General features: G+C 45.2%; 20 protein-coding genes. 8 read left to right on the forward strand and 12 right to left on the reverse strand.

What is annotated here, in order from left to right; translation table 11 throughout:
- Positions 1–485: 485 nt before the first annotated feature.
- A complete protein-coding gene (locus EL268_RS25815) occupies positions 486–1769 on the reverse strand; it encodes a helix-turn-helix domain-containing protein (protein ID WP_106654115.1) in 1284 nt (427 codons plus the stop codon).
- Between the two features lie 231 nt (positions 1770–2000).
- Between EL268_RS25815 and EL268_RS25820 the strand changes: the two genes are divergently transcribed.
- From EL268_RS25820 to EL268_RS25840, 5 genes are all read left to right on the forward strand, one after another.
- Positions 2001–2174, forward strand: coding sequence for an aspartyl-phosphate phosphatase Spo0E family protein (locus EL268_RS25820; RefSeq protein WP_232030072.1), 174 nt, complete (start codon positions 2001–2003; stop codon positions 2172–2174).
- 316 nt (positions 2175–2490) lie between these two features.
- Positions 2491–3348 carry a hypothetical protein gene (locus tag EL268_RS25825; protein ID WP_115984493.1) on the forward strand — a complete coding sequence of 286 codons (858 nt, stop codon included), beginning with the start codon at positions 2491–2493 and terminating at the stop codon, positions 3346–3348.
- Positions 3349–3586: 238 nt separating this feature from the next.
- Positions 3587–3919, forward strand: a complete 333-nt coding sequence (locus tag EL268_RS25830; RefSeq protein ID WP_106654112.1) for a transposase — start codon at positions 3587–3589, stop codon at positions 3917–3919.
- Positions 3910–4836, forward strand: coding sequence for an IS3 family transposase (locus EL268_RS25835; protein ID WP_106654111.1), 927 nt, complete (start codon positions 3910–3912; stop codon positions 4834–4836). The genes EL268_RS25830 and EL268_RS25835 overlap by 10 nt, the downstream gene beginning before the upstream one ends.
- A 353-nt stretch (positions 4837–5189) precedes the next feature.
- Entirely contained in the window at positions 5190–5579 is a 390-nt protein-coding gene (locus EL268_RS25840) for a hypothetical protein (protein ID WP_106654110.1), read from the forward strand.
- 171 nt (positions 5580–5750) lie between these two features.
- Here the strand turns inward: EL268_RS25840 and EL268_RS25845 are convergent, their stop codons facing one another.
- From EL268_RS25845 to EL268_RS25885, 9 genes are all read right to left on the reverse strand, one after another.
- Positions 5751–6662: a DMT family transporter gene (locus EL268_RS25845; RefSeq protein ID WP_164724527.1), complete on the reverse strand. Its 912-nt coding sequence runs from the start codon at positions 6660–6662 to the stop codon at positions 5751–5753.
- Between the two features lie 124 nt (positions 6663–6786).
- On the reverse strand, positions 6787–7485 hold the full coding sequence (locus tag EL268_RS25850; RefSeq protein ID WP_048031276.1) for an LrgB family protein: 699 nt from the start codon (positions 7483–7485) through the stop codon (positions 6787–6789).
- The gene (locus EL268_RS25855; protein WP_106654108.1) at positions 7463–7852 is read right to left on the reverse strand and encodes a CidA/LrgA family protein; all 390 of its coding nucleotides are present in this window, start codon (positions 7850–7852) and stop codon (positions 7463–7465) included. The genes EL268_RS25850 and EL268_RS25855 overlap by 23 nt, the downstream gene beginning before the upstream one ends.
- A 114-nt stretch (positions 7853–7966) precedes the next feature.
- A complete protein-coding gene (locus EL268_RS25860; RefSeq protein WP_106654107.1) occupies positions 7967–8863 on the reverse strand; it encodes a LysR family transcriptional regulator in 897 nt (298 codons plus the stop codon).
- Positions 8864–8974: 111 nt separating this feature from the next.
- Positions 8975–10087 carry an Ig-like domain-containing protein gene (locus tag EL268_RS25865; RefSeq protein WP_106654106.1) on the reverse strand — a complete coding sequence of 371 codons (1113 nt, stop codon included), beginning with the start codon at positions 10085–10087 and terminating at the stop codon, positions 8975–8977.
- 86 nt (positions 10088–10173) lie between these two features.
- Positions 10174–11361, reverse strand: coding sequence for an ROK family transcriptional regulator (locus EL268_RS25870; protein ID WP_106654105.1), 1188 nt, complete (start codon positions 11359–11361; stop codon positions 10174–10176).
- Between the two features lie 135 nt (positions 11362–11496).
- Positions 11497–12417 carry a homoserine O-acetyltransferase MetA gene (gene metA / locus EL268_RS25875; RefSeq protein ID WP_106654104.1) on the reverse strand — a complete coding sequence of 307 codons (921 nt, stop codon included), beginning with the start codon at positions 12415–12417 and terminating at the stop codon, positions 11497–11499.
- Between the two features lie 142 nt (positions 12418–12559).
- Positions 12560–13819 (reverse strand): Glu/Leu/Phe/Val family dehydrogenase, encoded by a 1260-nt coding sequence (locus tag EL268_RS25880; RefSeq protein WP_106654103.1) that lies wholly within the window; start codon positions 13817–13819, stop codon positions 12560–12562.
- 198 nt (positions 13820–14017) lie between these two features.
- Positions 14018–15466 (reverse strand): nicotinate phosphoribosyltransferase, encoded by a 1449-nt coding sequence (locus tag EL268_RS25885; RefSeq protein ID WP_106654102.1) that lies wholly within the window; start codon positions 15464–15466, stop codon positions 14018–14020.
- Positions 15467–15611: 145 nt separating this feature from the next.
- Between EL268_RS25885 and EL268_RS25890 the strand changes: the two genes are divergently transcribed.
- The 3 genes from EL268_RS25890 (at position 15612) to EL268_RS25900 (ending at position 17379) form a co-directional block, all read left to right on the forward strand.
- The gene (locus tag EL268_RS25890; protein WP_106654101.1) at positions 15612–16262 is read left to right on the forward strand and encodes an MOSC domain-containing protein; all 651 of its coding nucleotides are present in this window, start codon (positions 15612–15614) and stop codon (positions 16260–16262) included.
- A gap of 15 nt (positions 16263–16277) precedes the next feature.
- Entirely contained in the window at positions 16278–16964 is a 687-nt protein-coding gene (gene rluF, locus EL268_RS25895) for a 23S rRNA pseudouridine(2604) synthase RluF (RefSeq protein WP_106654100.1), read from the forward strand.
- A gap of 214 nt (positions 16965–17178) precedes the next feature.
- On the forward strand, positions 17179–17379 hold the full coding sequence (locus EL268_RS25900) for a cold-shock protein (RefSeq protein ID WP_048031267.1): 201 nt from the start codon (positions 17179–17181) through the stop codon (positions 17377–17379).
- A 179-nt stretch (positions 17380–17558) separates the two neighbouring features.
- On the opposite strand, the gene EL268_RS33885 is transcribed toward EL268_RS25900, so the two are convergent.
- Positions 17559–17726 (reverse strand): cyclic nucleotide-binding domain-containing protein, encoded by a 168-nt coding sequence (locus tag EL268_RS33885; RefSeq protein ID WP_331251411.1) that lies wholly within the window; start codon positions 17724–17726, stop codon positions 17559–17561.
- Between the two features lie 264 nt (positions 17727–17990).
- Positions 17991–19577, reverse strand: a complete 1587-nt coding sequence (locus tag EL268_RS25910) for a SagB family peptide dehydrogenase (RefSeq protein WP_106654099.1) — start codon at positions 19575–19577, stop codon at positions 17991–17993.
- Between the last annotated feature and the right edge of the window lie 7 nt (positions 19578–19584).

Raw genomic sequence — 19584 nt, forward strand, 5'->3', positions numbered from 1 at the left:
TGACCTTCTGTTATAGTCTACAGAATCCTCATATCGGCAACTGTCGCCCTCTTGATCGTCTCCTTTGATGGTGCTTTCTCCATGCCTGCCACCTCCCAATTGTTAGGATATTCAAGCAAAAAAAGTTTTTGGAGATTCGCACTATTGGAAAAGGCTGCCGCAGTCGGTCTACAGAAATGCGATCCGGATAGTTATCAGATGGGGTGGGGGGATACCTCAGAACAAGGGGAGAGGACAGGTCGTTAAGATTTGTCTTTTTTCTTTGTAAACAAACAGAAAACAGACTCATGAGGTCTGTTGATTGTTATGAACTTTATTGTGTTTATCGTATCTTGTTACAGTTATCCTTCTGGGTTATCACTATACATAATAATAGGAGGTTTTTTAGGGAGCGACATGCTATTTGCACCAGTGGAAACAACAACTAGAAAGCAAGCTATTACCAGTGAAACTCTTGAAAGGACAGCTAAAAACTTCCTCATATGTTACCCCTCATTTCTTTTCCCGAATTTAATCATATTATATACTTCATTCAATTTTTTCAGAAGTTCCAAATCCATATCTTTTTTTAATACACAATGATGCATGTTTATCTCAACAGCGCAAGACATTATTTCTTCGATACGATTGATTTTTCCGTAATACACAATACTTTGTAGATAAGCATCCATGCCCTCATTGAAATGACCGCGACTAACAAGGAAGGCTCCTTTGTTTTTGTAATAATTCCCCATTCCTGAAAAATTGTAAGCATTATTAAAATCAAAAGCGAAGTTATGTTCCTCTGTACTGATAACTTGTTCGATGGAGTTTACGTCATTAACACAAAGTAATGCTTCTATTAGGTCATTGACTCTATGGATTAGATTGTTCTTTGTCGATTCCCCTACACACTCTCTGAGCAATGGGATTGCTTCCTGATAATGACCAGTTTTTGACAAGATAATTGCACGCAGATACTTGGAGCGCTCCATGATAAAACGGTAGCCTAGCCTTTCGTACATCTCTATATGGGATTCCATGTCTTCAAATTTGCCCATTCGCATATAGGAATTGCAAATAGCCAAGGCGACTCGTTCCTTTAACTCGTTGCTTGTTAAATCCTCTGCATGTCCCATTTTTCCAAGTTCGATGCATTGTTCATGCTTTCCCATATGATGTGCATCAAATGCCATTAAGTAGTAAAGGTTGATTCTCTCTTCATGACTCAAAAAATCTATGTAATACAACACCTCTTTCCCATGACGAAAGGTTTCTTCAAGGAGTTGAGGGTTATTTCTTTCGATACGGTATCTATGAAATAAAGCTTTAGACATGTATGGTTGAATTCCGCGAATCCGGCAATATTGAGCAAGTTGGTTAAAGAGCACAAGTTTAATTTCTGTGTTTTCAACATTGAGAGCAGTATTGTACAGGATCTCTACTGAGTCCTCAGTTTTTTCTTTTGGATTTTCGAGTATACGGGAAACTATTTTTATAGTTAGGTCTTCGTTTGGGAGTTGAATAGCTTCGAGCAACAAATCGTGTAAGCTACTGTTCCGTGTCTCATTAGAGATGTAAAGTTCGATTATCTCCTCATATTGTACATCCAAAGCTTCAAAGATGCGTAACAAGGTTATTAGTTCTGGTCGCTTTGTTTCACCATTTTCAATTCTTGATATAGAGCTTTTACTGACACTTGATTTTTCTTCTAGTTCAGAAAGAGTGAGGTTATTTTGGGTTCTGTACCGTAATATTGTTTCGCCAATATGGTCTTCCACATTTTTCACTTAATTCACTCCTTTTCCATTTTATTACATATACGAAAAGCATTATATCAATAGGAGTTAGAACTATCAAATGCAAGCATTCGATCTGATTAGACAATTCTTGGCTTTTATAATTTTTTTGTGTCGAACGTTGCATAAATGGAAAAATACTCACTATTATGCAACAACTGGTATTCTTTGGAAGAAGCGAGGTGATGCAATGGGGGTGAGTTAATGGTGAGAAGGCATCGAATGCGGGGCGAAGACTTATTGAGGAAGATTAATACCCTTCAATTCCAACTGAACGAAATTTTCAAACAGAAGGGAAGTTTAACTGACTGTGCTGTGTTAAAGGTGAGTCAAGAGCTTGATAATTACGTAGTGGAACATCAACGTAGAATGAGAGATGAAGTGTCAGGCAAATAGAGCACCACCAGTAGAAGTCGAAGAGTAATCTGATTAATAATTTAGGATGCATTGTGATGAAAAAGCAACATGTTACTGTTACAGACCTGAGAACAACTCGTCTGCAAAATGGGAATGTTCAACTGATACGTCTAAGCAAAATTAATCTTGGTAAATATATACAGAAACGAAAAATATGCTAATTTTGTCTGTATGGTAAAATTTAGGTGTCTGTAGGAGGGAAGTTATTGTGAAGTGAGCGAATACCAGTGAAACGAAAAAACAACCAATGCGTCATAACAAATATAAGGATTCGCAAAGGAAAGGAATGGTAAGAGTGAAGGTCAAAAAAATTGTAACTGCATCTTTAGCAACTACGACCCTCCTTGGGGTTATTGGACTTTCTAATTTTGCAGGTGCGTATTCAGAAGATGTTTGGTTCGATGCTTATGGAATAGATGTTTACGATGGTGATCCTCTTGATTCAGTTACAGATGTGTTTGGATACACACGAGGCGAAGGGGATGTTAAATCTGTAAAGGTTTATTATGAAGTTTTTCGAGATGGTGAATATTTAGATAAAGCCTCCAATACGAGAAATGGTTTTAGGGTGTCTATTACAGAATACCATCCAAATAAGAAAAAAAGTAGTAATTGGGAGGTAAATGCAGTACATCGAATTGATGATAAAAATGGAGATCATGTCAAGGAGTTCAGTGAGGATAAACTTAGAAAGAGTGATGAAGCATTTGCACCTGATAGTGCTGTAGAATCAAGTTCCAAAAAGGGTGACATTCAACATTTACGTTCGGCAGAATATCAAGAGCAGTTAGAAAACACTTGGGATGACATCATGGAAGCACATGATTTAAATAAGGATGAATGGATAATTTGTGACAGTTCTCAATATGAGTCACTAAAAAAACAGCCTCCGGGTTCTCTAACCGCTAAAGATGTTACCTCATTATTTATCCAATCAGTAGAATTCCCCAAAAAGGGTGGAGACAGTGTCCCTTTAATATTGGTACACGAGCAGGAAAAAAAGGCACTCTTATTGCTCAAGCGCGGCAAGGGTGAAAAAGTAGTTGTTTACTTTGGTAAGGAAAATAGTACCAAAAACAACAAGGTATCTTCAAGTCGTGAAAAAGATGACGAAGGCGATTGGGTTATTGAAAAGGTAGAAGAAAAAGAATAATAGCATATGAGACTATCCTTCATTCATTTTTTGAGTTTGGGATAGTCTTCTTTTTATATGCACTTCTGTCTGGATAGAGGAGGATTAAAAGAACAAACTCCCCCGTATAGTAGGTGTTCTCTACGAGGGAGTCAGCAAAAGAGGCTATTACTCAAATCTCTAAAGCCCCAAAATTGGATTTGAGTCATACCCCCTTATCTTGTTAAGCTGATAGTAGAACAACAGATGGGTATTTTTTATGCAACGGAAACGCTATTCACTCGAATTCAAACAACAACTGGTTCAAGAAGCCAAAGAAGCAGGGAATGCTACACAGATTGCCCGTCGACACGGTATCGATGTGAAAATGCTCTATCGATGGATACGAGATTCGAAACATGCGGATTGGAAAAATGCCTCTCCAGATGCCAAAGCCGTTACCGTCTATACTCCATCACCGGGGGAATTTCGTGAACTGGAGACGGAAAACGATAAACTCAAGAAACTGCTAGGAGAAAAAGATCTAGAGATCGCCATTCTCCGTGATCTCGTAAAAAAGGTAAACCCGGCGTATCGGACAAAATGGAAATAGCCGACAAATGGATACAGCTGGGCTATACGATCAAGACGGTCTTGAGAATTGTCGGCCTGTTGGAAGCAACCTACTACGCCCGCCGCAAGAATCAAGGAAAGCCCAAAGTGTATAACGGTGGACGTCCCATCCCTGGTTACTCCATGAAAACAGATGGACAGCCTGTAGCAGATGAGCAAATCAAAGAGTGGATTCATGAGTATCTGGCGGATGAAGAGGCAGCCTATGGATACCGAAAGATTACCGTTTGTCTGCGTCGAGATTTTGACTTGCAAATCAATAAAAAGAAAGTGTATCGCTTGATGAAGGAGGACAATCTGTTACACCCACAACGGCAGAAACAGCGCAAATATCCTCGCAAGCTTGCGAACAACAGGGAGATCACCACTTCGAATCAACTATGGGAAATGGACGTGAAGTATGGCTACATTGCCGGAGAGCAGCGTTTCTTCTTCATGTTATCTCTCATCGATGTGTATGACCGATCCATTGTCGATTACCATATCGGGCTTCGTTGTGAAGGAAAACACGCTGCCCAAATCCTGCAACGCGCCTTGTGGAAGCGACAACAATTTGAGAAACAAGAACGTCCTGTAATCCGAACAGACAACGGACCACAGTTTATTAGCCATACCTTTGAATCTTCCTGCGAGGCATTCCATGTGGAGCATGAACGAATCCCACCGAAAACACCGAACAAGAATGCCCACATTGAAGCCTTTCATAGCATCTTGGAGAAAGAATGTCTGAATAGACATGAATTTGAAAGCTACCAACAGGCTTATGAAACGGTGACGAATTATCTGCTTTTCTACAACGAACGTCGCATTCACGGGAGTCTGTATGACCTGTCACCTGTAGAATTTAGACAGGCTGTAGAACAGCAACGAGTGAAGCCATTTGTCGTACAAGTATAGGAAGGCTAATGATTAGCGCAGTTTGCCTTTCTTAAACCTAGGTGGCACACAGGTAGATAAAGGTCTGGGGTCAAGCGACTTCCTTGACGCTAGACCTTTATCTACCTAAACTACCAAATGGTTGAAGAAAATGAAAAACGATGGAAAAGCGAGAATAAGGGAACTTGACTCAATAAATAAGGGGTTAAACCGAGATGTCTACTTACTCTCCCGCGTGAATATTCTCATTTCGTAAAAACTGAAACCTCTCCGCTCACATAATTGTGAGGGTTGAGGTTTGTTTTTACTCTATTACTATCAATTTTTTCTGATACAATGACTTCATGCTAAAAAGAAAGGTTGGTTTGGCAGTAATGAAGAACGAAAGTCAACCTTACACGGATTTTGGAGAAATGTACCGAGATATCGATTTCGCAGCAGAAGCTTACTACAACGAGTTTTTCCATGCCTACAAGACGGATGGGCGATTCCCCGAAGTATATACGCTCGAGCAAACGAAAAGAGCTTCTAGTGCCATCCAACTTCTTCAACTCTTGGAATGGAAATGGAACCCGGTTCGTTTACTGGCATTACTATCGACAGTAGGTGCTGCCCTAGGAATCGGACGCCCTGTACCTGTTTTGGATTTTTGTACAATGATTGAAGGTATGAATCTAATAACGTCTCCATATGCAGACTACTATATTGAAAAGAAAGACATTCTTATAGCTACGTTGGAGATGTTTGCAAATGAGGAACCATAGAAGTTAAAAAGCACGTTATACCGTTAAACCCCGCCTCGACTCTGATAGAGCTTGTGGCGGGGTTTGGCAATTTGCAGAGTGCCTAATTTGCACTCTGGTAAATTTATTTTATATAAATGCCTATTTACCAAAAAATCCCCCGCCTTTTTAACCAGACGAGGGATTTCCTTTTTAGCCTTGTGCTTGCTTGACTGTATGTGGTGTCGGGGTCGGGACGTGCTTTAAACGTGAGAACATATAGCAGCCGACAATGACGATCACACTGCCGAGCAATTGGATGATGGTCATACGCTCCCCGAGCAATAGAAATGCGAGAATGGCCGTAAAAATAGGGTTGAAATTGAGGAACATACCAGCTGAGGTTGCGCCAACCTTTTGTACACCGATATTCCACAACACCATGCTGACGACAGTCGCCATTACACCAACGTAGAACAGCGATAGCCAGAACGTCCAGTCTGTGTTGCTGATCGTAAATGTGGTGACATTAAAGGGCAGCATCAGTGCAACACCGAAAATCCCCGAGTACAGTGTGGACATCATCGGCGAGACCGTCTTCATTGCCCAACGCGCGCATACGGAGTAAATCCCCCACATGGCGACAGCGGCGAGCATCCACAAATCGCCCGTGTTGAAATGCAACTGGGACAAGTGTGCGAAGTCTCCTTTGGTCATCACCACAAGCACGCCAGTAAACGAGACCAGCATCGCGACAATCTGCAACGGTCGAATTTTATCGCCCATCAGCAAAAAGGAAAAAATCGCGATCGAAACCGGATTCAGCGTGGACAATAGCCCGACATTGGTCGCGTCTGTCCGTTCGAGTGCCCAGAACATAAATAAATTAAAGAGGGCTACCCCAGTTACTCCCATTACTATCAAAGGAAGGAGTGCTTCTCGCGTTGGAAAAATCCGCTTTTCACGTATCCAAACAACTGGCAACAAGCAAACAACAGCAATAAGCCAGCGCAAATTGGTCAACGTCAAGGAAGACGCGTGCCCAACAAGAAATTTACCGACAACAAAATTTCCTCCCCAAAGGAAGCTGGTACAGAGTAATAGGACGATATATAGCGGTCTCATGTTGCCTCCTGCCAAGTTGAAAGAGTGTGGAGCTTTTATTTGCCCTCTATCATACACCTTTCGCCAGCATTTGGGCGGTCATGTTACACTTCCATTTTTATCCTTTTGCAATCCATGCCTTCCTTCACACAGCCAGCCACGACATAATCACCGGCAGCAGAGTAAATGCCCACACTACTGTGATCATCGCTCCTGCGATTACAGCCAAAGTCGCACTGCTTCCTTCTGTTTCCCCACGCTCAAACGCTTTTACCATCCCCAACGCATGTGCGCCCATTCCGTACATCAAACCGATGGAGACAGGATGACGGAGCCTCATCCTCTTGATGATTTTGGGAGCCAGAAAAACACCAGCAAAGCTGGTCAGCATGCCGAATACTGCCGTCATCGTAGGCATTCCGCCAATCGCCTCGGTTACGCTTACCGCAATCGGCAGGGTAATCGAGCGAGGAATAACGCTAATCGCCGCTTCTTTTCCCAACCCGACTAACATCGTCGTGGAGACACCTGCAATGATGGCAATGAGAGAACCTGTAGCAAGACTCGTCAAAATCATCCGGCGATGCGCCATTAACACCGACCAATTTCGGTACAGCGGAATCGCAAACGCCACTGTGACTACGCTCATCATCTCACTAATGAGCGACGTCGCTTCACTGTACACCTGATAAGGAATGCCTGCGAAAAGCAAAAACAGAATCAAACCAATTGGCGCCAGTATGGCAGGAGAAAACAGCAGAGACGGTCTTTTCTTGTTGAACCGTTTGGCTGCGTAGAAGAAAACGAGTGTCAGGAGCACGCTAGACGTTTTCCACAGGATCATGCTGTTTCACCTCTCCACGTTTGAACATGCGCTCAGCAACAACACCTGTCGAAATCATCACAAGCGCACAACCGCTCACGACGACCACAAGCACCAGCAATCCTTTTATACCTAATAACCATGGATACTGCATCATCCCGACCAACGATGGTACGAAAAACAGGATCATCTGCGAGAATAACAGAGTCGCTCCTGCTTCCACCCACTGTAGGCGAATCAAGCCAGTATATAGACAAATGAACAAAAGCGCGAGTCCGATCAGACTGCCGGGAACAGGAAGGTGAAAAAACGAGCTCACCCATTTCCCAAGCCAGGTGAAGCCGAACAATAGCAAAACTTGTGCTAGGATGGAGAACCATCTTTTCATCGAGACCACCTCGGTTCTTCTACAAAGGTTGTTCAAAAAGTCACTGTTTGAACGAGTTACCTTCATTCTAAGCTGTCTCGATTCCATTCGTACAATACATAAAAATCATCATTTCTATTCCATTTGGTTATGGCTGTACATTTTCTCTACAAACGATATGAATGCCTTTGTCGCATGCGATAAATACCCTTCTTTTCGATAAATCAAGGCATACTGCCAGTCAATCACCGGGTAGGAAATGTTGACGGTGTGCAATTGTCCGTTATTCAAGCGTCTCACGATGGAGCGTGGAATGAGTGATATCCCCAGTTGAGTAGCCACCATTTCTCCGACAAAATCCCATAAAGAGCTCATGTAAGCGACTTTCGGTTCAAAACCGGACAGCTTGCACGCTTGGCGCACCACATCATGCATCGCGTACTCTTCGGTAAACAAAATGAAAGCCTCGTCCTTGAGCTGTTCCAAGCTCACCTCATCGACTCCCGCGAGCCAATGCTCCCGATGAACGATCGCGACGAGGTCCTCTGCGAGCAAGGGGACTGCTACAAATTTCTCCTGATCTGTTGGAAGAACGGTTAATGCCACATCGATGCTTCCTTGCTCCATTTGGATTTCAAGCAGCTTGGCGCTGTATTCCTTCATCTCGATATCAATGCCTGGATACTGCTTTTTAAACAAGGCAATCACATTCGGCAAGAGAAAAGAACCCACGGTGGGCATCATGCCCAGCTTGACCCGACCACGCTCGATATTTCGCAATTCTGCAATCGACGACGACATGCCTTCCATCAGCTGCAACACTTTGGTCGCATAGCTGTAGACCATTTCCCCTGCGTCTGTCAGATCCATTTTCCGCTCCGTCCGATCCAGCAGAACTACCTCAAGCTCTTCTTCCAATGCCTTGATCATTTTGCTGATAGAAGGCTGAGAGACGTGAAGGGATTGCGCGGCCTTCGTAAAGTTTTTATGTTTGACTACTTCCACAAAGTAATGCAGCTGTCGAATATCCATGATGCCCTCCGTCTTCGTCCAATCAAAAGAGTTAGCTACAGATTACCACAGGCGAGAGTATGCGAAAAAGCCAGGTGCGCAGTCGCGCCCTGGCTTTTCCTCCAGCGTGAGTTACTTCACGGTTACCTGTATTTTTACGACTTTTCCATTATACGTAGCCGCAATCGTCGCACCACCTGCTTTTACAGCCGTGATCTTGCCATCCGCTACAGTCACAACGGAACTGTTCGTGGAGATCCAGTCTGCATCGGTTGTGACATCGACCTTGGTTTTGTCGGTATAGACAGCAGATACCTTCAAGTCTTTTGATTCGCCGACTTTGAGTGTAGCCTTCTTCGTGTCAAATTCCAGCTTGGAGATGACAGCAGATTCTACAGGGATTGAGATCGTCTTTCCACCGTACGTTGCTTTTATTCTCGTTTTGCCAGAGCCTACAGTTTTCACAACTCCGTTTTCAACTGTAGCGACCTTTTCATCGTCGGATGTCCACTTGGCTTTGCTTGTTACATCTACTTTTTCTTTGGTAGACAAGGTAGCCAACAGCGTTATCGACTGGGTAGTGTCTGGACGCAGATACAGCTTTTTCTTATCACTGTCCAGCTTGGAGACGACATCCACCTCTACTGGAATGGATACGCTTCTATCACCGTATTTCACTTTGAGCTTTGCTTTGCCCGAGCCTACTGCCGTAACCAAACCATTTGCTACCGTTACGATTTCCGTATCATCGCTTTCCCACTCTGCATGAGCCGTTACATCAGCGGTAGACTTGTCAGAGAAGGTTGCTGTTGCGTTTACCTGTTTCGTGCCTCCCACGCTGAGAGCCAGTTTCTTCTGGTCAGCAGCGAGCTTGGAAATCACATCGATCTCAACAGGGACATTCACACTTTTGCCCCCGAAGCTTGCTTTCACTCTTGTTTTACCGGAACTAACTGCTGTTACCAAGCCTTTTTCAACGCTAGCGATGTCACTGTCTGAGGAAGTCCACTCTGCTTGCTGTGTGACGTCTTCCGTTGTTTTATCCGTGTATTGCACGCGGACGTTCAATTGCTGCGTCCCCGCTTTTTTCAATTTTACTGTCTTTGTATCAACCACAAGCTTGGAAATCTTCTTCTGCGTACTTGTTGTCGCAGAATTTGCCAATGCCGGTACTTGGCCGACACTGGAAAAGATCAGCCCAACAGTAACAGCCGTAGCGAGCATACCTTTTTGCCAATTTTTCATGCTCACATCCCTCTCCTCTCTACTTTTCCACCATTTTCTATATCGGCTAAACAGCCGTACTTGTGAATACAAAATGGCAAAGAAAGTCATGATTCTTCTGCCCATGTCCCTGCCAAGGGAGCAAAGTGCTGCATCGCCAAAGCTCCTGCTCCCATCACGATTGCCTCCCCCTTCAATTCGGAAGGAATGACGCGAAATTTCCCCTTGAATGGCTCCCAGATCACTTGATCGCTATGCTCCTCGACCAAGTCAATGATTTCGCGGTAATTCTCTACCAAATCACCGCTTACAATCACCGTATCTGGATTGTACATGCATACAATATTGTTAATCGTGATTCCGAGGTACAACGCAGTACGAGAGACGATTTCCTTCGCCCAGCGCTCTTCGTTTCTCGCTGCCGCGAACACCTGACGGACATCACTGACATCCTTCACTCGACGCGCTTCTATGATCAAAGAATTTTCGTCTATGTATGTTTGCAGGCATCCGCGCTTTCCACATTCGCACAGATTCCCATTCGGATCGAGCGTCGTATGCCCCAGCTCTCCTGCGCTATTGGAGCCCCCGCGAAACACTTCGCCATTGATAATCAACGCAGAACCGATACCCGTGCCAATGCCGATCAAGGCTGTCTTGTTCGAGCCTTTAGCCGAGCCGTACAAGTACTCCGAGAGAATTTTCACCTTCAAATCGTTGTCGATAACGGTTTTGATTTTCAGCCTTTTTTCAATCAGGCTGGCAAACGCTACGTCCTTCCATTCAAGCGTAGTGGAAAGCTGAACAATCCCTTGCTCATAATTGATCACCCCTGGCATCCCAATACCGATCCCGACCACTTTTTCTATCGGAATGCCTGTCTGGTTGAGCATCCCTTCAATCTCGTTACAAATCAGTTCAGCCGTCTCTTCCGGTGTAGAATCCTGCGTCTTATGATCCATCCGGTGCTGTGCAATAATCGCTTCGCTAAAGTCCATGATTCCAAAGCTGATGCGCTTTTTTGCCATGTCCACGCCGATCGTATAAATGGCTCCCGGCTCGATGTCGAGCATGATTGCCTTCCTGCCCACACCTGATGAGGTAAGCTCTGTCTCTCGAATCAGTCCTTCTTCGCACAGCTCGCTGACAAATCTGCCAATCGAGGTAGCACTCATCCGGGTAATTTTGGCGATTTCTGCACGCGATATCGGTCTCTGCTTTTTGATAATGTCGAGGATCATTTGCTTGTTATGCTGCTTGGTGACGTCCTGATCTTGCTTCATGATTTTTTTCATCCTACAAAACTCCCATCTTGCTTGAATTCCCGGTAGTATTCCTGCGCGATTATTCTCACACTACCTGTCGCCATTTATTACGTCAACTGGGCCAAACAAAAACCATCCGAATCACCTCGGATGGTTGCTACGATGCTATCGCTTGTTGTTGTTCAAATCATACGGAGTCTCTTGGTAAACGTAATAGTTTAACCAGTTGGAAAACATCAAATTCGCATGTGCACGCCAAGTGACAATAGGCTCGCGACTTGGATCGTCCTTTGGATAGTAATTGCGCGGAACAGCAATGTCCAAGCCTTTGTTCACATCCCGCTGGTACTCATCTTGCAAGGTAGTCGGATCATACTCGGAATGTCCTGTCACAAAAATTTGTCTGCCATCCCTCGTCGCTACGATGTAAACCCCTGCTTCATCAGACTCGGACAAAATCTCCAGCTCTGACACTCGCTCGATGTCTTCCCTGCGATTTTCGGTATACCTGGAATGCGGAATGTGGAAATAGTTATCAAATCCGCGGAACAGCTTCACATTTTGCTTATTGAGTGTATGAGGGAAGATTCCGAACATTTTTTCTGGCAAAGGATGCTTCGGAACGCCAAAGTGGTGGTAAAGACCCGCTTGTGCTCCCCAACAAATATGCAGGGTCGAAGTGACGTTCTCCATTTTCCAATCGAGGATTTCTGTCAACTCCCGCCAGTACGTGACGTCTGTGAACTCGAGCTGTTCCACAGGCGCTCCGGTGATGATCATGCCATCAAATCGCTGGTCACGGATCTCCTCAAACGTTTTATAAAACATCGATAAATGTTCTTCCGACGTATTTTTGGACGTATGGCTGGACATGTGCAAGAGCACGATTTCCACCTGTAGCGGCGTATTCCCCAGGAGGCGGAGTAACTGTGTTTCCGTTGTTTCCTTCACTGGCATGAGGTTGAGAATGACGATCCTGAGCGGTCGTATGTCCTGTGTGAAGGCACGGCTATCCTTCATCACAAAAATATTTTCTTGGGCTAGTATTTCCGTTGCAGGCAATTCGTCGGGCAATTTGATTGGCATAAAGATCCCCCTTTCCATCCTTTGAACACAGGTAGAAAAACATTAATCCGACAAATTCGACAAAAATACTAGCCTTCCTGCTAATCACACAGGGGAAAACGAAAAAATCCCCTTGCAAGCAAGTTGCAAGAGGTCTCTTCCCTTAAATCCAGCCGCGCGCTTCCATCGCCTCGGTAATTCGCAAAAGCGAGATCATATAGGCTCCCGTGCGCAAGTCCACCTTGTATTGATCAGAGAGTTCTTTCACGGCGCGATAGGCGTTAATCATTGTCGTTTGCAGCTTTTCGTTTACCTCCTGCTCGGACCAATAGTAATTCATCAGGTTTTGCACCCATTCAAAATAAGAAACCGTCACGCCGCCTGCATTGGCGAGAATATCGGGAATAACGATAATTCCTTTTTCTCGCAAAATGGCGTCAGCATCCGGTGTAGTAGGTCCGTTTGCTGCTTCTGCAATCCACTTGGCTTGAATACTGTGGGCATTCGCTGCTGTGATGACATTTTCCAACGCGGCCGGGATTAGAATATCCACTTCGAGCTTCAACAGCTGTTCATTAGAGATGACCGTACCACCTACATACTCCAAAATGGTAGCATTGTCTTTTAACTGTCCTACCTTTTCTATGTCCAAGCCAGCAGCATCATAAATGCCTCCGCGTGAGTCACTGACCGCCACGATTTTGAAGCCCAGCTCCGTCAAAAGTCTGGCAGCAATTCTTCCCGCGTTGCCAAAGCCTTGGATGGCCACGGTTGTTTGTTCCGGCTTTCGTCCAGAATCTTTTAATGCCTCGAGTATGGTAAAGACACATCCGCGGGCAGTTGCTTCGTTTCTTCCTTTGGAACCGCCGACACTGAGCGGCTTTCCCGTGATGACTCCCGGAGAATAGGTGCCTTTTAATCGACTGTACGTATCCATCATCCAGCCCATGATCTGCGGGGTCGTATACACATCGGGTGCAGGTATGTCTGTCTCAGGTCCGACAATATCAGCGATGGCTTTCATGAAGCCGCGGCTGACTCGTTCCAGCTCGCTTTTGCTGAATTCGTGGGGATCACATATGACGCCGCCTTTTCCGCCGCCATAAGGAAGACCAACCACGCCACATTTGAATGACATCCACATGGAGAGCGCCTTGACTTCATCCATCGTCACATCCGGATGAAAGCGAATCCCTCCCTTGGTCGGTCCTACCGCATCATTATGCTGAGATCGGTAGCCTTCAAAGACACGCACGCTGCCATCGTCCATCTTGACAGGAAAGCTGACGGCCAATACTCGTTTGGGTCGCTTTAAAATTTCTACAGCATCGCTCCGCAATCCCAACAATGCCGCTGCAGCGTCAATCTGTTTCTGCACAATCTCGTATGGATTCAGGTTTTCTTTCTCTACAGTATGTAGCATCTCTCTTCCTCCCCAATACTTTTCACATGCGTTTTCTACATCACCTTGGCGCAGAGCTAAAGGATGAATGGAGTAATTATATACGATGAAAGTAAATTCAGACAATTTATTTTCATTGTTTTCACATTATTGTGTTATTTTTGGTAAACAAATAAAAAACGCCCGATGCATCCTCACGACACATCAGACGTTTTTCTCTTATTTTTTCAAATACGCCTTCATCAGCTTCGTTTTTGTCTCCCACATCTCTTCGCTGATGTGCAGACGGTAATGCTCCGGATTCAGCATGCGCAAGTATTCAGGCCAGAACAGCTTGAGTTGTTCACGATGGTAGTTGCGAATCTCTTGGAGAGTCGGCAATTCATAAACCAGTTCCCCATCCACAAAAACCGGAACGAGCAGCGACTCTGCCTGGTAGTTCTCCAAATGCTTGCTCAAATACGTATGGCTCGGATGGAACAAATGGAGAGGTGCTCCCTCTTCGACTGTTGTCTCATGCGGGAAGCACATGTAGTCAGCAATCGCTTTGCCTGTTTCCGGATCAATCAATCGGTACATGTCTTTGATGCCCGGCGTCGTGACTTTTTCGGGATTCCCGGAGATTTTGATGGTCGGCTGATATTTTCCGTCGGCGCCTTCGCGCGCTACCAGCTTGTATACGCCACCGAGCGTCGGCTGATCCGCTGCCGTGATGAGCTGCGTTCCTACTCCCCAGCTGTCCACGCGTGCTCCCTGTACTTTCAGGTTCATAATCGTGTGCTCATCGAGATCGTTGGATGCAACAATTTTCACGTCGGGCAGCCCGGCCTTATCAAGCATTTCACGCGTTTTGATGGACAAATAGGCCAAGTCGCCACTGTCCAGTCTGACGGCAGCCAGCTTCTTGCCTTCCTTCTCCATTTGCTTTCCTAGCTTAATCGCATTCGGCACGCCGCTTTTCAGCGTATCGTAGGTGTCTACCAACAGAGTGACCTGCCCTGGGAGTGCTTTTGCAAACCGCTCAAAAGCCTCCGCTTCGCTCTCGAAGCTCTGTACCCAAGCGTGGGCGTGCGTGCCTTTGGTCGGAATACCAAACATTTTCCCTGCCAGCATGTTCGAGGTCGCATCGAAGCCTGCCAAATAAGCTGCCCGCGTCCCCCACAGCGCAGCATCTGCCTCCTGCGCCCTTCTTGTTCCGAATTCCATGAGAACATCATTGCCTGCTACGTTTTTAATCCGCGAAGCTTTGGTCGCAATCAGCGTCTGGTAGTTCATGTAGTTCAACAGGGCCGTCTCAACCAGCTGTGCCTCCATGACACGCCCCTCTACGCGAATCAGCGGCTCGTTCGGGAAAACCACGGTTCCTTCCTTCACAGAGTAGAGCGAGCCCTTAAAACGAAGCTGGCGCAGCTCTTCCAAAAACTTTGGATCGTAGTTCTCCTCTTGCTCACTCAAATACTTGAGATCGCTTTCTTCAAAGCGCAAATTTTTTATATAGGAAATAATTCGTTCCAATCCGGCAGATACAGCGTATCCGTTTCCAAAAGGCAGCTTGCGGAAAAATGCTTCAAAAACGACCTTCTGATTGTGTGTTCCGTTCACCCAATGGGCGTACATCATGTTTATTTGATATTTATCTGTGTGTAGTGCCACACCAAATGATTGCATGTCACTGAGGCCTCCTGTGTTTTCCTTTCCATCATCATACCAGAAGCTACGGCTGGTGCCCATCCGCTGTGGAGGATATTAGGGAATGTGGTATAGTATGGGGATAAAAAGAGAAGCAATCGTACAGGCTGGGAGTGAGCATTAGTTGAACAGAAAAATCGTTACGATTAGTAAAGGATTGCCTAAAAGTAATATGTACAACGGCAAAGAATATCTCTCCGGCATTTGGAAGGAGGAAGCAGGCGAGCTCGTTGTCCGTTCCGAGAAAATTGATGACGACGATATTGCGAATCCAGAGTACCACGGCGGCCCAGACCGCGTCGTCTGTGCGTATCCTTTTGAACATTATGCCCATTGGGAGAAGTTATTCGGCCAACCTCTGACCAATGCAGCATTCGGAGAAAATCTCACGCTCGCTGGCATGACCGAAGAGCAGGTCTGCATCGGGGATGTGTATCAATTCGGTGATACCATCCTGCAAGTGACCCAGGGCAGATATCCTTGCGCGACCATCAACAAGCGCAACAACAATAACCAGCTGCTCAAAGCGGTGGTGGAAATGGGCTATACGGGCTATTTCTTCCGTGTCTTGCAGGAAGGGACGATTAAGCCAGACTCGAAGATTACCCTCGTCACTGCGCATCCAAAACAAGTAACGGTAGCGTCAATTCACCACTTATACTTCCACGACAAGTCACCATCCCAAGAGACGATACAGCGTATGCTCGAGGTAGAGGAATTGGCCCAGCCTTGGCGAAAAAAACTACTGGAAAAACTGGAAAAGCAGCAGCAATAGCGAAAGGAACGTCTCATGAGAATTAATAAGTTCATCAGTGAAACCGGCATTTGCTCGCGAAGAGAAGCCGATAAATTAATCGAGGCCAAGCGCGTGACGATCAATGGTCAACTCGCGGAATTGGGAAGTACGGCTGCGCCAGGAGATGATGTGCGCATCGATGGACAGCCGCTCGGCGCCAAAAAGAAAGATGTCTACATCGCCTTGAACAAGCCTGTCGGAATTACGTGTACAACTGAACTGCACATCAAAGGCAACATCATCGATTTCGTGAATCACCCGGAGCGGATTTTTCCTATCGGGCGTCTGGATAAGGATTCGCAAGGCCTCATCCTGTTGACAAATGACGGGGATATCGTAAACAAAATTTTGCGTGCCGAGAACAATCATGACAAAGAGTACATCGTCACGGTAGATAAGCCCATCACGGCGAATTTCTTGCACGGAATGGCAAACGGCGTACGTATTCTCGGAACGACCACAAAGCCTTGCAAAGTAACCAGAGTCAGCGACCGTGTCTTCAATATCGTGCTGACGCAAGGACTGAATCGGCAAATCAGACGGATGTGTCAGGCTTTTGGTTATCAGGTGCGAAAGCTTGAACGGGTACGCATCATGAACATCACACTAGGGAATTTGAAATTGGGGCAATGGCGCAATCTGACAGCCAAGGAATTGACTGATCTGAATAAAAGCTTGTGAAATAAGGACAGATTGGAGTTAGGATAGTGGCTCCTCTGTATTTTCTTTCGTCAACATACGTGAATCATTTGCTATCCGTTCAATATCCTGTTATGCTAGTAAAGAATTATTTTTGTTCGAAGCAACGGATAGCGTAGATAACAAATTATCGTCTTGATGATCCTGAGAGCAAGGATAGTAATATATGTGTGCTACACACTAGGAGGCAACAACAATGGAACAAGGTACAGTAAAATGGTTTAACGCAGAAAAAGGTTTTGGTTTTATTGAGCGCGAAGGTAAAGAAGACGTATTTGTTCACTTCTCTGCTATCCAAGGCGAAGGTTTCAAATCCCTTGACGAAGGTCAAAAAGTTACTTTTGACGTAGAACAAGGCCAACGCGGACCACAAGCTACTAACGTTCAAAAAGTTTAATATAGCCATACACAAAAAACAGACTCCTTAAGGGGTCTGTTTTTTAGTTTTCTGAAACACAAATAAAAAACCCTACTCGCGTAAATGGAGTAGGGAATGTTACAGGAACAGTAAATGGTAGACTCAGTATAACACAGTACATATTTCTTCCTACACATTTTTGTATTTTCAAATACGGATTATTCCGCACAAGCAGAGGCTTCATACACCGTTTCTCCCAAAATGCTAGACGCGATGAGTGGGCAGCACTCGCCAGCCGATAGCCTGTACAATGTAACCTCTCTCCCATCGCTGCTCAGTTTGAAAATGCGAACCAGCCCATCCAAGATCAATGGCGCATTCTCCAAAAACTCGCCTTCATCAATCGTAAAGTTGGCTGGAACCGTAGAGCTGGTGAATCATCTCGATCAAGTAAGCAAATCGAAATAAGTTCGTGGTAATATCCCCTTACAGTAGACAACGTAAAAAAGACATCGGCTGAAGATGGATTTAGACGTTGTGATCGGAGGGGGATTTTTTCATGGGGAAAACGAAACGACCGCTCCCCAGTGAAATATCGGGAAATGGTCGCTGCGTAATTGATGTCTGTTTACGTGTGCTTCAGCTCCTTCCTATACGTACAAATGTCCGGTTAACGTATTGGGTAAACGATAGGGCCCAACAGGTACTTGTATTAAACAGCTTTGGTTTACATTCGTGATTTTGTAGATTTTATCGCATGTTTTTGCATCATAATCGAGAAGCGGATGGCCTGCCAATCCGATCGAAGAAGCTACCAACAGTAATTTTTGTACAAGTATACCCGCTTCCATTTGTTGAATACGATATCCTCTGTATCCGAGTTTATGTCTGTAGTAATGATAGTCCCCTACCACATGCAGGCAGATCGGAACATCGAAGTCGCTCATAGTCATTGCCTGTTTTAATATGGGGCGATGGTCTCCAAGACGAATGAGCCTTAATTTATGAGAAAGATAATCATAATAATAGGCGCCAGCGGGAATACCCTCCACAGAATAGAGACAGCAGTACAACGAAACTCGAGTCCTCGGTTGTTCTTGGATTTCGGGGATATCTATTCGATCCAGATCATTTCGGTAGAAGAAAGCATTTGTCGCCTCACGGAAAAGAGTGGCTAATTGCTGTTGACTCACTTCGCGTAAAATGAAGCGCTCACCAGGTGAAAACCTCTTTCGGCTCGCCTCCATAAGATCCCAGTTTAAAGGTTTTACGTTTGGTAATGCCAGAGAAGGACCTCCAAAGGCAGGCTTTTTTTCTCCCCGTACCCGATGAAAGCAGTCCGTTGATTCGAACTTCGATGCCTCATTCAACTTTATCAGCATGGGATACTTTCTAATCCTTCGAGAACGGATATAGGAATGATGCTGAACAGCGGGTAACTTCTGATACAATTCTTTATCCAAGACAATTGCCATTCCTTCACGCTTATGGGCAAACCAATTGATATCTGATTTTATCGAGAGAGGAATCACCGCATATACGCTTTCTTCCCATTGGTTCAGCCCCAGCAGATGATTGACGGCTCGATCGAGAAATTGATAGTAAACACCTGTTGTAAAACCAAACCTTTTTGCTGCTTCAAGCAGTTGGCCAATCAGTACCCCTGCATCCAAGCCTTGGAGGCGGTACGACAGATTATGATACTTAAAGAAATTTTTCCAAAACATTGTCGATACAAATACGGCAGCAAAACACTCTGACATGTCGCAATAGTAACCCAGAGCCTTTGCCAGATATGAATCGCAATTTCCTTTGCGCAGCAACACCAAACGATGATGGGCAGCGTCGTAATGGTACACTCCCGCGGGCAAGTCATCCATGTTTACATACACGTATAATTCGCTTGGATACAAAGCCCCTCCAGACGGAACAAATCTTCGAAATAACTCCTCTGATCTTTGGTCGAAGGAATCCCAGTCATTACCTGGATCAGACACTCGGGTAAGACCAAATGTGACCCAGAGAAAATGGCCAATATCACGAATGGTTGGCTTCGATGATTGTTTATTTCTGCCGTGTTCAAGAGACAGCGGAACTTCTAACGAAAGCGGCACGACAGGCAGTTCGCGATAGATCTTATAAACCAGAGGGGAATCTTCCCAATCTACTGTCCAGTCGGCGGGGATAATTTTTTCGATGTCATACAGCAGATTGTGCAAAAATACATCCCTGCGCATACTTTTT

It is taken from the genome of Brevibacillus brevis (assembly GCF_900637055.1).
GTDB lineage: Bacteria > Bacillota > Bacilli > Brevibacillales > Brevibacillaceae > Brevibacillus > Brevibacillus brevis.

Bases quoted from the DNA above. Each gene is read 5' to 3' on its own strand.
- EL268_RS25820 (WP_232030072.1), top strand. From the start codon at position 2,001: ATGCGGGGCGAAGACTTATTGAGGAAGATTAATACCCTTCAATTCCAA.
- EL268_RS25830 (WP_106654112.1), top strand. From the start codon at position 3,587: ATGCAACGGAAACGCTATTCACTCGAATTCAAACAACAACTGGTTCAA.
- EL268_RS25835 (WP_106654111.1), top strand. From the start codon at position 3,910: ATGGAAATAGCCGACAAATGGATACAGCTGGGCTATACGATCAAGACG.
- EL268_RS25840 (WP_106654110.1), top strand. From the start codon at position 5,190: ATGAAGAACGAAAGTCAACCTTACACGGATTTTGGAGAAATGTACCGA.
- EL268_RS25845 (WP_164724527.1), bottom strand. From the start codon at position 6,662: ATGAGACCGCTATATATCGTCCTATTACTCTGTACCAGCTTCCTTTGG.
- EL268_RS25850 (WP_048031276.1), bottom strand. From the start codon at position 7,485: ATGATCCTGTGGAAAACGTCTAGCGTGCTCCTGACACTCGTTTTCTTC.
- EL268_RS25855 (WP_106654108.1), bottom strand. From the start codon at position 7,852: ATGAAAAGATGGTTCTCCATCCTAGCACAAGTTTTGCTATTGTTCGGC.
- EL268_RS25860 (WP_106654107.1), bottom strand. From the start codon at position 8,863: ATGGATATTCGACAGCTGCATTACTTTGTGGAAGTAGTCAAACATAAA.
- EL268_RS25865 (WP_106654106.1), bottom strand. From the start codon at position 10,087: ATGAAAAATTGGCAAAAAGGTATGCTCGCTACGGCTGTTACTGTTGGG.
- EL268_RS25870 (WP_106654105.1), bottom strand. From the start codon at position 11,361: ATGAAAAAAATCATGAAGCAAGATCAGGACGTCACCAAGCAGCATAAC.
- metA (WP_106654104.1), bottom strand. From the start codon at position 12,417: ATGCCAATCAAATTGCCCGACGAATTGCCTGCAACGGAAATACTAGCC.
- EL268_RS25880 (WP_106654103.1), bottom strand. From the start codon at position 13,819: ATGCTACATACTGTAGAGAAAGAAAACCTGAATCCATACGAGATTGTG.
- EL268_RS25885 (WP_106654102.1), bottom strand. From the start codon at position 15,466: ATGCAATCATTTGGTGTGGCACTACACACAGATAAATATCAAATAAAC.
- rluF (WP_106654100.1), top strand. From the start codon at position 16,278: ATGAGAATTAATAAGTTCATCAGTGAAACCGGCATTTGCTCGCGAAGA.
- EL268_RS25900 (WP_048031267.1), top strand. From the start codon at position 17,179: ATGGAACAAGGTACAGTAAAATGGTTTAACGCAGAAAAAGGTTTTGGT.
- EL268_RS25910 (WP_106654099.1), bottom strand. From the start codon at position 19,577: ATGCGCAGGGATGTATTTTTGCACAATCTGCTGTATGACATCGAAAAA.